Raw genomic sequence first — 14341 nt, 5'->3', positions numbered from 1 at the left:
TGGCAGGATTAAGTATAATTTCGCCAGTTTTCACACCCTAACAATTAGAACGCAATAAAGGTTAACTAAACGTGACTGATAAGTTAGCGAGTCCATATCGACTTGCCGTATTAAAGTTAATTTGCCTTCAGGGTGTTGTAGCATTAGTTGCTGCTGTAATTATTTGTTTTAGTTCGGGAGTCAATGCCGCGCTTTCATCACTCGCTGGTGGAGTTGTCGCAGTACTTCCGCACTTTGTATTTGGTCTTTATGCATTCCGATATATGGGTGCAAGTCGAGCAAATCAAGCGTATGCCTCGTTGAAACGCGGCAACGGATTAAAATTTATGCTAACAATTGTATTGTTTGCGCTAGTACTGAAGCATTTTCCGGTAATTTTATTACCCTTTTTTAGTACTTATATACTGGCGCTCTTTACTGGATTGTTCGCACCCGTTTTTTTTAAACATTAACTTTGGGATATAACATGGCAGCAGAAGAAGTTACTCTATCTGGCCATATCCAGCACCATTTGACCAATGCTAAGATGTGTTCGACCGATACAGGTCTCGCCTTCAATAAAGCATGTACGGATAGTGGTTTCTGGACATGGCATATAGATACCCTCGCATGGTCTATCGGTTTAGGTCTTATATTTTTATGGATCTTTCGTAGTGCCGCTAAAAAATCAACACTAGGTGTACCTGGAAAATTTCAATGTTTCATTGAAATGGTAGTAGAGTTTGTTGGTGACAACGTACGTGATACTTTCCACGGTAAAAGTAAGCTTATTGCACCATTAGCATTAACAATATTCGTTTGGATATTTTTAATGAACTTAATGGATTTAATACCGGTTGACTTTTTACCTGCATTGGCTGGTTTTGTTGGTGAAACTGCGTTTGGTATGGATTCACACGATGTGTACATGAAAATTGTACCAACGACTGACATTAATATGACTGCAGCGCTAGCGCTGGGTGTATTTATTTTAATGATAGGCTACTCAATTAAAATAAAAGGAATCGGTGGTTTTATTAAAGAACTAACACTTCACCCGTTTAGTTCAAATAATACTGCACTACAAATCCTTTTAATCCCGTTTAACTTATTACTTGAACTGATTGCGCTGGTTTCTAAACCGTTTTCATTAGCGCTACGTCTGTTTGGTAACTTATATGCAGGTGAATTGATTTTCATCTTGATCGGCGCTATCGGATTTATGCAATTACCATTGCATTTTGTTTGGGCTGTATTCCACATCTTAGTAATTGTATTGCAAGCATTCGTATTTATGATGCTAACAATCGTATACCTAAGCATGGCTAGCTCAGATAATCACTAATTTTATATTTACAATTTTACTTTTACTTTTAACTTTACAATTGAAACTTTGGAGAAATAAATGGAAGCTTTAGAATTATTAAACGGCTTAAAATACATCGCAGTAGCTTTACTAATCGGTTTTGGTGCAATCGGCACTGCAATCGGTTTTGGTAACATGGGCGGTAAATTCCTTGAAGCATGTGCGCGTCAACCTGAGCTTGCACCTTCGCTACAAGTTAAGATGTTTATTCTTGCTGGTCTAATCGATGCTGTAGCAATGATTGGTGTTGGTATCGCTATGGTATTGTTGTTCGTACTTTAATTTTATTTTTTGAACAGCTTACTATTTAAGGAGGAGCGGTTGTGAATTTAAACGCCACTCTTATCGGTGAATTGATTGCGTTTACGGTGTTCGTATTATTTTGTATGAAATACGTATGGCCACCACTAAACGGTGCAATTGAAGCTCGCCAGAAAAAAATCGAAGATGGTTTAGCTGCCTCTGATAGAGCCGAAAAAGACTTAGAACTTGCGCAAAAGAAAGCTGCTGAACAGCTTAAAGATGCAAAAGCTCAAGCGGCTGATATCATTGATCAAGCTAAAAAGCGTGCAGTGCTAATTGTTGACGAAGAAACACTTCGTGGTCAGCAAGAGCGTGAAAGTATCATTGCTCAAGGGCACTCTGAAGTTGAGTCTGAACGTAATCGCATAACAGAAGAGCTACGTAAGCAAGTAGCAACTCTGGCAGTGATTGGTGCAGAACGTATTTTAGAGCGTGAAATTAATCAAGCCGCACATAGTGACATCGTTGAAAAACTTGTCGCTGAGCTGTAATTAGGAGGGTATGAGCATGTCTAATTTGACTACTATCGCTCGCCCATACGCTAAAGCGGCTTTTGAACTTGCCGTTGAGAAAGGCACTCTAGAAAGCTGGAATGATATGTTGTTCTTTGCAGGCCACGTAGCCAGCAATGAACAAGCATCATCTGCTTTAGCAGGTATGCCTACAGCTACTGCACAAGCTGAATTATTTATTCAACTTTGTGCTGAGCAGCTCAACGAACAAGGTCAGAACCTAGTTAAGGTGATGGCTGAAAATGGACGTTTGACAGCTCTACCTGACGTTGCTGAGTTATTTGCTGAATTTAAAGCAGAATACGATAAAGAAATCGAAGTAGATGTGATTTCTGCAACTCCTCTTGTTGCTGCGCAACAAGAGTCATTGGTAGCGGCACTTGAAAAACGTTTCGCACGCAAAGTTAAGCTGAATTGTAGTGAAGACGCGTCAGTGGTTGGTGGACTTATTATTAGGTCTGGCGACACTGTAATCGACGGTACTATTCGCGGTAAATTAAGCCGCTTAGCTACAACACTACAATCGTAATTGGGAAAAAGAGCATGCAACTTAATTCCACTGAAATTTCAGATCTGATCAAACAACGTATTGAGAAGTTCGAAGTTGTAAGTGAAGCTCGTAACGAAGGTACTATTGTATCTGTTACTGACGGTATCATCCGCATCCACGGTCTTGCTGACTGTATGCAAGGTGAAATGATTGAGCTTCCTGGCAGCCGTTATGCTATCGCACTAAACCTTGAGCGCGACTCAATTGGTGCAGTAGTAATGGGTCCGTACGCTGACCTTACTGAAGGCGTAAAAGTATATACAACTGGTCGTATTTTAGAAGTTCCTGTTGGTCCTGGTCTACTTGGTCGTGTTGTAAACACACTAGGTGCTCCAATCGATGGTAAAGGCGCTTTAGATAACGACGGGTTTGAACCTGTAGAAAAAATTGCACCAGGTGTAATCGAGCGTAAATCAGTAGATGAGCCAGTTCAAACTGGTTATAAATCTATCGATGCGATGATTCCAGTTGGTCGTGGTCAACGTGAACTTATCATCGGTGACCGTCAAACAGGTAAAACTGCACTAGCAATCGATGCAATCATCAATCAAAAAGACACAGGCGTTAAGTGTGTGTACGTTGCGATTGGTCAAAAAGCATCTACTATTGCAAACGTAGTTCGTAAATTAGAAGAGCATGGTGCACTAGCAAATACTATCGTAGTTGTTGCATCTGCTTCTGAATCTGCGGCACTTCAGTACTTAGCACCGTTCGCGGGCTGTACTATGGGTGAATACTTCCGTGACCGTGGTGAAAACGCATTAATCGTATATGATGATTTGTCTAAGCAAGCAGTTGCTTACCGTCAAATTTCATTACTACTTAAGCGTCCACCAGGCCGTGAAGCATACCCAGGTGACGTATTCTACCTTCACTCTCGTCTTTTAGAGCGTGCATCGCGTGTAAACGCAGATTACGTTGAAAAGTTCACTAATGGTGAAGTGAAAGGTAAAACTGGTTCATTGACGGCATTGCCAATCATTGAAACTCAAGGCGGCGACGTTTCTGCGTTCGTACCGACTAACGTTATCTCTATCACCGATGGTCAGATCTTCTTAGAAACTGACTTATTCAACTCAGGTATCCGTCCGGCAGTAAATGCTGGTATCTCGGTATCGCGTGTTGGTGGTGCTGCACAAACTAAAATCGTTAAGAAACTAGGTGGCGGTATTCGTCTAGCCCTAGCTCAGTACCGTGAATTAGCTGCGTTCTCGCAGTTCGCGTCTGACCTTGATGATGCTACTCGTGCTCAACTTGAGCATGGTGAGCGTGTAACAGAGCTAATGAAGCAGAAACAGTACGCGCCAATGTCTGTTGCTGAAATGTCTTTGTCGTTATTTGCTGCTGAAAAAGGCTTCCTTCAAGACATCGAAATTTCTAAAATCGGTGACTTTGAAGCAGCTTTACTTTCTTATGCAACTAGCACATACGCAGAGCTTGTGGCTCAAATCAATGAAACTGGTAACTTGAATGCCGAGATCGAAGCGCAGCTTAAAGAACTTCTTACGAAGTTCAAGTCTACGCAAACTTGGTAATTTAGTTATTAATGGTGCGCTTTAGGAAACTAAAGCACACCTTGATTCGGAGAGAGAGTCATGGCCAGCGGAAAAGAGATTAAAAGCAAGATCGGGAGTATTAAAAATACTCAAAAGATCACTAGCGCAATGGAAATGGTTGCTGCGTCTAAAATGAAAAGGGCGCAAGAACGCGTTGCTTCAAGCCGTCCATACGCTAATAAATTACGTGAAGTAATTGGTCGTGTTGCTCAAGCAAATCTTGATTTTACTCACCCGTTCTTAAAAGAACGTGAAGTGAAACGAGTTGGTTATATTGTTATCTCTACAGACCGTGGTCTGTGTGGCGGTCTAAACTCAAACGAGTTTAAGAAAGTTGCACTTGATGTTAAAGCGTGGAAAGAGAAAGGTGTTGATGCTGAATTTGCTACTTTAGGTAGTAAGGCAGCAGGCTTCTTTCAACGTTTTGGTGGTCAACTACTCGCTAAAAAAGCGGGCCTAGGAGATAAACCTTCAGTACAAGACGTTATTGGTCCTGTAAAAATTATGCTTGATGCATTTTCTGAAGGCAAAATAGACCGTTTATTCTTGGTATATAACAAATTCGTTAATACCATGAAGCAAGAGCCAATTATAGATCAGTTACTCCCTTTGCCAAAAGCTGAAGAAGAAGTATCTGCTCACACATGGGATTACTTATACGAGCCAAACCCAGAGGCTATTTTAGAGTCTTTGTTAGTACGCTTTATTGAGTCTCAAGCATACCAAGGTGTGGTAGAAAATGCTGCCTCAGAACAGGCTGCTCGTATGGTTGCAATGAAAGCTGCAACTGATAACGCAGGTGACCTTATGGACGAGCTACAGCTTGTTTATAACAAGGCTCGCCAAGCAGCAATCACACAAGAAATTAGTGAGATTTGTTCTGGCTCAGCAGCAGTTTAATGCTTCGGGTAAAGATTAACGAGAGGAATAGACATGAGTTTAGGTAAGGTCGTCCAAATTATCGGCGCCGTTGTGGATATTGAATTTCCACAAGATAGCGTGCCAGCGGTATACCACGCACTAAGAGTAACAGATGGCGATTTAGCTGGTTTGACTTTAGAAGTTCAACAACAGCTAGGTGGCGGTGTAGTGCGTACTATCGCTATGGGTACTACTGATGGTTTACGTCGTAGTGCTTTAGTTATGAATACAGGTGAATCGATTCAAGTTCCAGTTGGTAAAGCAACACTTGGTCGTATCATGAACGTACTTGGTGAGCCAATCGATGAAGCGGGTCCAATCGGCGAAGAAGACCGTATGTCTATTCACCGTGCAGCGCCTTCATACGAAGAGCAATCAAGTTCAGTTGAGCTTTTAGAAACTGGTATCAAGGTTATCGACCTTGTATGTCCATTTGCTAAAGGTGGTAAAGTTGGTTTATTCGGTGGTGCCGGTGTTGGTAAAACTGTAAACATGATGGAACTTATCCGTAACATCGCAATCGAGCACAGCGGCTACTCAGTATTCGCAGGTGTTGGTGAGCGTACACGTGAGGGTAACGATTTCTACCATGAGATGAACGATTCAAACGTACTTGATAAAGTATCGCTTGTATACGGTCAGATGAACGAGCCTCCAGGTAACCGTTTACGCGTAGCGTTAACAGGCCTTACTATGGCTGAAAAGTTCCGTGATGAAGGTCGCGATGTACTTTTCTTTGTAGATAACATCTACCGTTATACACTTGCTGGTACAGAAGTATCTGCACTTCTTGGTCGTATGCCATCAGCGGTAGGTTACCAGCCTACACTTGCTGAAGAAATGGGTGTGCTTCAAGAGCGTATCGCTTCAACTAAGACTGGTTCAATTACATCAATCCAAGCGGTATACGTACCTGCGGATGATTTAACAGATCCATCTCCAGCAACTACCTTTGCTCACTTAGACGCAACAGTAGTACTTTCACGTGATATCGCATCACTTGGTATCTACCCAGCGGTAGATCCACTTGATTCATCTTCACGTCAACTTGACCCACAAGTAATTGGTCAAGAGCACTACGATACAGCACGTGGCGTTCAAACAGTTCTTCAGCGTTACAAAGAACTTAAAGACATCATTGCAATCCTAGGTATGGACGAGCTTTCTGACGAAGATAAGCAACTTGTATCTCGTGCACGTAAAATCCAACGTTTCCTATCTCAGCCATTCTTCGTGGCAGAGGTGTTTACAGGCGCGTCAGGTAAATACGTATCACTGAAAGATACAATTGCTGGCTTCAAAGGCATTTTAAACGGCGAGTTTGATGAGCTTCCAGAGCAAGCGTTTTACATGGTTGGCTCTATCGAAGAAGCTCAAGAAAAAGCCAAAGGCATGTAACTAGGAGGGTAGTATGACAGCTATGACTGTACATCTTGACGTAGTAAGCGCAGAGCAGAGCTTGTTCTCTGGTCTTGTTGAATCGATTCAAGTATCTGGTAGTGAAGGCGAGCTGGGTGTAAACCTAGGTCATGCTCCACTACTAACTGCCCTTAAACCTGGTATGGTACGTTTAGTTAAGCAATATGGTCACGAAGATGTGTTATATGTTGCTGGCGGTACATTAGAAGTTCAACCAAATCACATCACGATTCTTGCAGATACTGCGGTTCGTGGTGAAGATTTAGATGAAGATTCTGTACAAAAAGCTAAACGTGAAGCTGAAGAACATATGGCGAATTCGTCAGCTGTTGAGTTTGATTATCAACAAGCGGCTACGCGACTAGCAGAAGCAGTTGCTCAGTTACGCGTAATTCAGCAATTACGTCACAAGTAAGCCTATCCGGTTTTGAAAAGCCCACTTTATGTGGGCTTTTTTGTGTCTGTAATTTAAACATGGTGTATCGCTTATTTATAATTGTTAAATAACAGGTCTATCAGACTATTATCTGTGCTTTATCACTTATATCCTTCACCAATCCTCGCTACAATAACGTCATCCAATTAAGTGTGTTTTTCAGTCAAGATTCAGTACGAATAAACTAACCTACTGAGTATCTGCACAAGAAGTGATTTACGTAATCTTCTGATCATACATAATACTTATTTAGCTAAAACAACGGAAAAAGGAAATTGTTTTAATGGCTCTAACAACTGTTATTCTTGCTGCGGGTAAAGGTACTCGTATGCGCTCTGCTCTACCTAAAGTTTTGCACAATGTTGCAGGTAAACCAATGGTACAGCACGTTATTGATAATGCGATGGCATTAGGTGCAACGACTACAAACTTAGTTTACGGACACGGCGGCGAACTATTACAACAGCAACTTGCCGATAACGATGTAAATTGGGTACTTCAAGCAGAGCAACTTGGTACTGGCCACGCAGTCGCGCAAGCCAACTCTCATATTAACGATGAAGACACAGTATTGATTTTATACGGCGATGTACCGCTAACAAAACAATCAACTCTAGAGCGTTTATTAGCTGCAACACCTAAAAATGGTTTAGCGGTATTAACGGTAAATTTGGTAAACCCAAATGGCTATGGTCGCATGCTTCGTGTCGGTGGTAAGTTAGTCGGTATTGTTGAGCAAAAAGATGCAAGCTCAGAGCAGTTACTTATTAACGAAGTAAATACAGGCATTATGGCTGTTAACGGTAAGCTATTAAAAACATGGTTAGGTAACTTATCTAACAATAATGCACAAGGCGAGTACTACTTAACAGATATCGTTGCAATGGCTCACAGTGAAGGCGTAGAGATCACTTCAGCGCAACCAGATCATGCAATGGAAGTTGAAGGCGCAAATAACCGCGTACAACTTGCAGGCTTAGAGCGTGCTTACCAAGCATGGCAAGCAGAAGAGTTAATGTTAAATGGCGCAACACTTGCCGACCCTGCCCGTATAGATGTGCGTGGAAATGTTAAAACAGGCGAAGACGTATTAGTTGATATAAACGTTATCTTTGAAGGTGATGTAACCCTTGGGAACAATGTACAAATTGGCCCTAACTGTGTACTTAAAAACTGTACCATAGGCGATAACGTGGTAATAAAGGCTAATACCTTAATTGAAGATGCAAGCGTAGCTGCTAAATGTACGCTAGGCCCTTATGCTCGCCTTCGCCCTGGCGCTGTTATGGAAGAAGACTCACACATTGGTAACTTTGTTGAGATGAAAAAAACCCGTTTAGGCAAAGGCTCAAAAGCCAACCACTTAAGTTATTTAGGTGATGCTGAAATTGGCGAAAAAGTGAATATTGGCGCTGGTACTATTACCTGCAACTACGATGGTGTTAATAAATCAAAAACTATTATTGGCGATAATGCTTTTATTGGCTCTAATTCATCACTCGTTGCCCCAGTAAATATAGGCGCAACTGCAACAATTGGTGCAGGCTCTGTGATCACCAGTACCGTTGAAGATGACCAATTAGCAATAGCACGCTCTAAACAGCGTAATTTAACGGGTTGGAAACGCCCAGTAAAAAAATAATAAGCAAACACCTTTTTAAAGCGAGTTATATACTCGCTTTTTTATTGTTTATATTTTGGCTGTTATTTAAACTAATGGTTAACGGATTAAAAAATACACTCAAGGAACTCTTATATCAGCATATGCTCGCTGTGCTATTGCCGAAAGGCAACGTCAAAATCAAATTAAAAGTCTTCTATCAGGTAAATGGAAACGAATTAACGATCTATTAAAGACAGGAGGTGGGTTATACCCTTTATTTGATGATATGAAGGCATTAGCCATTATAGCGGCTGCAATGCAGCGCCAAGGTAATGTTTTCGGTAAGTTTAAAATTAAAGTTTATAATGGTTCCCCCGCTATTATAATGTCTTCTTACCCTGGTATCAGAGCTCATTTAACGGGTACTCGTTATTTAGCAAGTAACCCCAAACTTTTTACTATCGGTGTCGGTAAATTAGAAGCTGTAAAAGCCATAAAGGGTGAGTTTGTACTCACTCTAGTAATTTCAGTGACATTTCATGCTACAGACTATCTTTTAAACGATCAAAAAACATGGCATGACTTAGTGGCAGGTGTAGCCGTAGATATGGCTGTAGTTGGAGCTGCTATTGTGACTACTAGTACAATATTAGGTGTCGCATCGGCAGCTGGTTTAGCAACAATAATTGCTGCTACAGTATTAATGCCCTTGTTGGTTGTTGTAATCGTTGGGGTGGCTTTTTCAATTGCATTTTCGGATACCAGTGATTATGTAAAAGTACTTTCTGATGAGTTAAGAAATATTGAAAATAAGATACAGAGTGGTGTAATTAAAATTAAGGCTGGAGCGCAAAAAATTAATAGCGAATATAAAGAAAATCCAAATGAATTTTTACATGAAATCTTTGGAGTTCCTATGTTTAAAAAAACTAGGTCTTATAACTTGTGAAGTTTTTAGAATGGAAAAAAGCAGATAAAAAGTTATCTCCTGTAAATATTAAAGAATTAGCATCTGTTTTTTTCTTGTTAATTGTTAGTGGAGGGCTGTGCTACAAAATAGCCTTAAACTTTTTTTCCGAAGTGGAAACTATATTTTTAGTTAGTCAGCCTCAATTTTTTATCAAAGAGCAAGCCAGCATACTATTATCTTTTTTATTATTACCTTGCCTATTTCTAACGTTTTTATCGACTTTACAGCGTTTTTTGGGGTTTGATATAAAGTTAACTTTAATTAATGCATTTAAAAGTGCAGTTGTAGGTTTAATTGTTTTATTAATTCTATCAATCCCGACGAATCTTGTCATAGAGTCTAATTTAAAAAGCAAAGGTTACACTTTTTGTAGTTGGTATACAGGATCCTCACTTCGAGCGCCTGATGTTTGGCTAAAAAACGATGAGTTATGCTTACAAGATGGCTCTGTCATAATCAATGATATAGCCGATTGGTTCGAGCAAAAAAACCAACAAGGTATTGAGCCTTCTGTTGATGAGCTAAAAGAGTTTATAAAAGAAGCTCGAAAAAAGCGTAATTAGTATATTAATAGGTTTTAGCTACAAGCCTGCTTTCATGGGCAATAAGTACTCCTTAGCTGCAAGCAAGTTTAACACTCGCTTTTTTATTGCCGAAAGCTAATCAAAATAAAATTGCCATAATCTTGTCATGCCTGTGTGTTGATATTTAGCAAATACAATACTAAGGAAAATCACATGTTTAAAAAATCAATTATTACGCTGTTACTTATATCTGTTCTTACTGGTTGCTCACTTGATGGTGACGATGGCCAAAACGGCTCTCAAGGATTACAGGGAGAACAAGGCGCAAATAGCATTAATGGGATAAATGGTGTAAATGCTAATTCAGTATTAAATATCAGCCTCGTAGGAAGAGGAGTATTAAATGCACAAAGTCCAGAAGGTGCCGCTGAAATAGTTGCTTACCAAGCATCTAAAAAATGGATTTACGCTATTAACAGTTCAGGCGATGACGCTGTTATTAATATTTTACCCGCCGACACCTTTGATACTGCCGCACTCGTTAAAGATAACGAAGGGGTTATCAGCGCCACAAATTTAACGTCCGTTATTACGTTGTCTTTAAACGAGCATACCCAAGGCGATGCAAACAGCATTGCTATTGATGAAAATAATAATTTACTAGCGGTCGCAATGGCTGCTAAAAGCACGGGTGATGCAGGTCAAATTGCTTTTTACGATATAAGCGCCGACTCACCTGTATTTATTAAAAACGTAACGGTCGGATTTTTACCAGACATGGTGACGTTCACCCATGATGGCGCAAAGGCAGTGGTTGCTAACGAAGGTGAACCAAGTGGCGACTACAGCGTAGATCCTGAAGGTTCTATTAGTATTATCGATATAACAAATAATGTAATAGCCGATACGGCAATAAATATTGATTTTAAAGCCTATAACAACAAACAAACCGAACTAGAAGCGCAAGGGGTAGTTTTTGCAAACCCAAATGGTCGTACTATTAACGGTAATCTGATAAATACCACAGTAGCTATGGATTTAGAGCCCGAGTACGTGAGCATTTCTAAAGATAACAAATATGCTTATGTATCTATTCAAGAAAACAATGCACTTGCAATAGTTAACCTACAAAATAACAATCTTGAGCTAAAGGGCTTAGGCTTTAAAGATTGGTCAAGCTTACAACTTGATGCCTCAGATAAAGACGGCGGCGTGAATTTTAAATCATACCCAGGGCTCTATGGTATGTACCAGCCCGATACTATCTCAAGCTTTAGTTGGAAAGGCGCTAACTTTATAGTCACTGCCAACGAAGGTGACGCAAGAGAATACTTTTTTGATACAGCGGATGAAGCAGACTGTATAGCAAAGGGCGGACTTGATTACGATAAAGACGATGGCTGCTTAGCTTATATAGATGAAAGCCGCGTTGAAGACTTAACGCTCGCTGCTAATTTTGATTACTTAAATAATGACGATGATGATATTGGTCGCTTAAAAGTAACAACAATAAAAGGCGATACCAATAATGACGGACAATACGAATCGCTTTATGGTTATGGCGCACGTTCTTTTACTATTTGGGATAGCAATGGGCTGGTGGTTTTTGATTCAGGCGATGATGTAGGTCGTATTACTGCATCGGTTCATGGTGAAGCATTTAACAACAATGAAGATGAAAATAAAGGAGACTCGCGCTCAGATGATAAAGGCGCAGAGCCAGAAGCGCTGACTATTGGTAAAATTGACGATCGTACATTTGCTTTTATAGGGCTTGAGCGTATGGGTGGGATTATGGTTTATGATATTACCAATCCATATAATGTGCAGTTTGAAGACTACTTCTATAATAGAGGCTTAATTAAAGACGCTAATATTACAGGCGATTTAGCACCTGAAGGAATGGTATTCGTTCCAGCAGAGCAAAGTGCTACAGGAAACCCACTCTTAATCGTTGGAAATGAAATATCAGGTTCCATTGCCGTATGGGAAATAGCATCTAAATAAACCTTTAATTTAAAATAAAGCTGTGTGTTGTTTGTTTAACATACAGCTTAGTTTAAACCTTACTAATACCTCATCAATAGATACATATGTTGTGCGTGTTTTTTAAACTAAAAGTATCCTGTAGCCCTTTATTTGTATAGCTTTCATACTAAATTCATTTAATTGTCAAAAAGCTGAAATAAAACATTGACCCCCGCTCGAATCTCCCTATAATGCGACCCCACTGAGACGGGAAACGGCAACGCATAGCGAGGCACGAACTACTCAGAGAGTTAAATAAAACTTCGGTTTTAAATCTTCTAAAAGAAAGTTTAAAACAAAGTGTTGACTCGAAAAATAAAGGGTGTATTATTCGCATCCCTTGAGACGCTAAAGCGAATCAAAACGTTCTTTAACAATATAAAGCAATCATCTGTGTGGGCACTCGTACAGATTGAGTTCTAACAGCCAAACTACTTAGGTAGCGAGGCAAACAAATTAGAGTCTCAATTGAAACTGAGTGACCATATGTTATTAAAAGATTCAGCCTTGAGTTGTTTTGATTTCACTTTTTTAAAAGTGAAAATAATAACGCACAGTCAATTCGTTTTTGGCAACAAAAACAAAAATTCAGAATTCATTGAGCTGTCGAAAGACATAAAACTTTTTAATTGAAGAGTTTGATCATGGCTCAGATTGAACGCTGGCGGCAGGCCTAACACATGCAAGTCGAGCGGTAACAGAAAGTAGCTTGCTACTTTGCTGACGAGCGGCGGACGGGTGAGTAATGCTTGGGAACATGCCTTGAGGTGGGGGACAACAGTTGGAAACGACTGCTAATACCGCATAATGTCTACGGACCAAAGGGGGCTTCGGCTCTCGCCTTTAGATTGGCCCAAGTGGGATTAGCTAGTTGGTGAGGTAATGGCTCACCAAGGCGACGATCCCTAGCTGGTTTGAGAGGATGATCAGCCACACTGGGACTGAGACACGGCCCAGACTCCTACGGGAGGCAGCAGTGGGGAATATTGCACAATGGGCGCAAGCCTGATGCAGCCATGCCGCGTGTGTGAAGAAGGCCTTCGGGTTGTAAAGCACTTTCAGTCAGGAGGAAAGGTTAGTAGTTAATACCTGCTAGCTGTGACGTTACTGACAGAAGAAGCACCGGCTAACTCCGTGCCAGCAGCCGCGGTAATACGGAGGGTGCGAGCGTTAATCGGAATTACTGGGCGTAAAGCGTACGCAGGCGGTTTGTTAAGCGAGATGTGAAAGCCCCGGGCTCAACCTGGGAACTGCATTTCGAACTGGCAAACTAGAGTGTGATAGAGGGTGGTAGAATTTCAGGTGTAGCGGTGAAATGCGTAGAGATCTGAAGGAATACCGATGGCGAAGGCAGCCACCTGGGTCAACACTGACGCTCATGTACGAAAGCGTGGGGAGCAAACGGGATTAGATACCCCGGTAGTCCACGCCGTAAACGATGTCTACTAGAAGCTCGGAGCCTCGGTTCTGTTTTTCAAAGCTAACGCATTAAGTAGACCGCCTGGGGAGTACGGCCGCAAGGTTAAAACTCAAATGAATTGACGGGGGCCCGCACAAGCGGTGGAGCATGTGGTTTAATTCGATGCAACGCGAAGAACCTTACCTACACTTGACATACAGAGAACTTACCAGAGATGGTTTGGTGCCTTCGGGAACTCTGATACAGGTGCTGCATGGCTGTCGTCAGCTCGTGTTGTGAGATGTTGGGTTAAGTCCCGCAACGAGCGCAACCCCTATCCTTAGTTGCTAGCAGGTAATGCTGAGAACTCTAAGGAGACTGCCGGTGATAAACCGGAGGAAGGTGGGGACGACGTCAAGTCATCATGGCCCTTACGTGTAGGGCTACACACGTGCTACAATGGCGCATACAGAGTGCTGCGAACTCGCGAGAGTAAGCGAATCACTTAAAGTGCGTCGTAGTCCGGATTGGAGTCTGCAACTCGACTCCATGAAGTCGGAATCGCTAGTAATCGCGTATCAGAATGACGCGGTGAATACGTTCCCGGGCCTTGTACACACCGCCCGTCACACCATGGGAGTGGGTTGCTCCAGAAGTAGATAGTCTAACCCTCGGGAGGACGTTTACCACGGAGTGATTCATGACTGGGGTGAAGTCGTAACAAGGTAGCCCTAGGGGAACCTGGGGCTGGATCACCTCCTTATACGATTTAGAA

General features: G+C 41.4%; 13 protein-coding genes and 1 rRNA gene. All 14 read left to right on the top strand.

Annotation, left to right across the window (positions count from 1 at the left end):
• Positions 1–71: 71 nt before the first annotated feature.
• The 14 genes from AC5NT5_RS16860 to AC5NT5_RS16795 all read left to right on the top strand — a co-directional run bounded on the left by AC5NT5_RS16860 (position 72) and on the right by AC5NT5_RS16795 (position 14329).
• Positions 72–452, top strand: coding sequence for an ATP synthase subunit I (locus AC5NT5_RS16860; protein WP_149594800.1), 381 nt, complete (start codon positions 72–74; stop codon positions 450–452).
• A 14-nt stretch (positions 453–466) separates the two neighbouring features.
• Complete coding sequence (gene atpB, locus AC5NT5_RS16855) at positions 467–1324, top strand: F0F1 ATP synthase subunit A (RefSeq protein ID WP_024597178.1); 858 nt, start codon at positions 467–469, stop codon at positions 1322–1324.
• A 60-nt stretch (positions 1325–1384) separates the two neighbouring features.
• The gene (atpE, locus tag AC5NT5_RS16850) at positions 1385–1627 is read left to right on the top strand and encodes a F0F1 ATP synthase subunit C (RefSeq protein ID WP_008112128.1); all 243 of its coding nucleotides are present in this window, start codon (positions 1385–1387) and stop codon (positions 1625–1627) included.
• Positions 1628–1668: 41 nt separating this feature from the next.
• Entirely contained in the window at positions 1669–2139 is a 471-nt protein-coding gene (gene atpF / locus AC5NT5_RS16845; protein WP_004335264.1) for a F0F1 ATP synthase subunit B, read from the top strand.
• Between the two features lie 16 nt (positions 2140–2155).
• Positions 2156–2689 carry a F0F1 ATP synthase subunit delta gene (gene atpH / locus AC5NT5_RS16840; RefSeq protein WP_004335267.1) on the top strand — a complete coding sequence of 178 codons (534 nt, stop codon included), beginning with the start codon at positions 2156–2158 and terminating at the stop codon, positions 2687–2689.
• A 14-nt stretch (positions 2690–2703) separates the two neighbouring features.
• The gene (gene atpA, locus AC5NT5_RS16835; RefSeq protein ID WP_024597177.1) at positions 2704–4245 is read left to right on the top strand and encodes a F0F1 ATP synthase subunit alpha; all 1542 of its coding nucleotides are present in this window, start codon (positions 2704–2706) and stop codon (positions 4243–4245) included.
• Between the two features lie 60 nt (positions 4246–4305).
• Positions 4306–5166: a F0F1 ATP synthase subunit gamma gene (gene atpG / locus AC5NT5_RS16830; protein ID WP_024597176.1), complete on the top strand. Its 861-nt coding sequence runs from the start codon at positions 4306–4308 to the stop codon at positions 5164–5166.
• Positions 5167–5199: 33 nt separating this feature from the next.
• Positions 5200–6585, top strand: a complete 1386-nt coding sequence (gene atpD, locus AC5NT5_RS16825) for a F0F1 ATP synthase subunit beta (protein WP_004335274.1) — start codon at positions 5200–5202, stop codon at positions 6583–6585.
• A gap of 13 nt (positions 6586–6598) precedes the next feature.
• Positions 6599–7021: a F0F1 ATP synthase subunit epsilon gene (locus AC5NT5_RS16820; RefSeq protein ID WP_004335277.1), complete on the top strand. Its 423-nt coding sequence runs from the start codon at positions 6599–6601 to the stop codon at positions 7019–7021.
• Between the two features lie 304 nt (positions 7022–7325).
• Positions 7326–8684 (top strand): bifunctional UDP-N-acetylglucosamine diphosphorylase/glucosamine-1-phosphate N-acetyltransferase GlmU, encoded by a 1359-nt coding sequence (gene glmU / locus AC5NT5_RS16815; protein WP_182675789.1) that lies wholly within the window; start codon positions 7326–7328, stop codon positions 8682–8684.
• Between the two features lie 247 nt (positions 8685–8931).
• A complete protein-coding gene (locus AC5NT5_RS16810) occupies positions 8932–9594 on the top strand; it encodes a hypothetical protein (RefSeq protein WP_223231712.1) in 663 nt (220 codons plus the stop codon).
• Positions 9591–10178 carry a DUF1240 domain-containing protein gene (locus tag AC5NT5_RS16805; protein ID WP_494514200.1) on the top strand — a complete coding sequence of 196 codons (588 nt, stop codon included), beginning with the start codon at positions 9591–9593 and terminating at the stop codon, positions 10176–10178. The genes AC5NT5_RS16810 and AC5NT5_RS16805 overlap by 4 nt, the downstream gene beginning before the upstream one ends.
• A 174-nt stretch (positions 10179–10352) precedes the next feature.
• Entirely contained in the window at positions 10353–12146 is a 1794-nt protein-coding gene (locus AC5NT5_RS16800) for a choice-of-anchor I family protein (protein ID WP_494514201.1), read from the top strand.
• A gap of 647 nt (positions 12147–12793) precedes the next feature.
• Positions 12794–14329 (top strand): 16S ribosomal RNA (locus AC5NT5_RS16795).
• Positions 14330–14341: the final 12 nt, after the last annotated feature.

This window comes from Pseudoalteromonas sp. J2K-J599 (assembly GCF_059295115.2).
This window is presented reverse-complemented; position numbering and strand designations above follow the sequence as displayed.

What these genes read in the sequence shown, in the direction of transcription:
- atpE (WP_008112128.1), top strand. Translation starts at nt 1,385, where the DNA reads ATGGAAGCTTTAGAATTATTAAACGGCTTAAAATACATCGCAGTAGCT.
- AC5NT5_RS16810 (WP_223231712.1), top strand. Translation starts at nt 8,932, where the DNA reads ATGAAGGCATTAGCCATTATAGCGGCTGCAATGCAGCGCCAAGGTAAT.
- atpH (WP_004335267.1), top strand. Translation starts at nt 2,156, where the DNA reads ATGTCTAATTTGACTACTATCGCTCGCCCATACGCTAAAGCGGCTTTT.
- atpD (WP_004335274.1), top strand. Translation starts at nt 5,200, where the DNA reads ATGAGTTTAGGTAAGGTCGTCCAAATTATCGGCGCCGTTGTGGATATT.
- atpG (WP_024597176.1), top strand. Translation starts at nt 4,306, where the DNA reads ATGGCCAGCGGAAAAGAGATTAAAAGCAAGATCGGGAGTATTAAAAAT.
- glmU (WP_182675789.1), top strand. Translation starts at nt 7,326, where the DNA reads ATGGCTCTAACAACTGTTATTCTTGCTGCGGGTAAAGGTACTCGTATG.
- atpA (WP_024597177.1), top strand. Translation starts at nt 2,704, where the DNA reads ATGCAACTTAATTCCACTGAAATTTCAGATCTGATCAAACAACGTATT.
- AC5NT5_RS16820 (WP_004335277.1), top strand. Translation starts at nt 6,599, where the DNA reads ATGACAGCTATGACTGTACATCTTGACGTAGTAAGCGCAGAGCAGAGC.
- AC5NT5_RS16800 (WP_494514201.1), top strand. Translation starts at nt 10,353, where the DNA reads ATGTTTAAAAAATCAATTATTACGCTGTTACTTATATCTGTTCTTACT.
- atpB (WP_024597178.1), top strand. Translation starts at nt 467, where the DNA reads ATGGCAGCAGAAGAAGTTACTCTATCTGGCCATATCCAGCACCATTTG.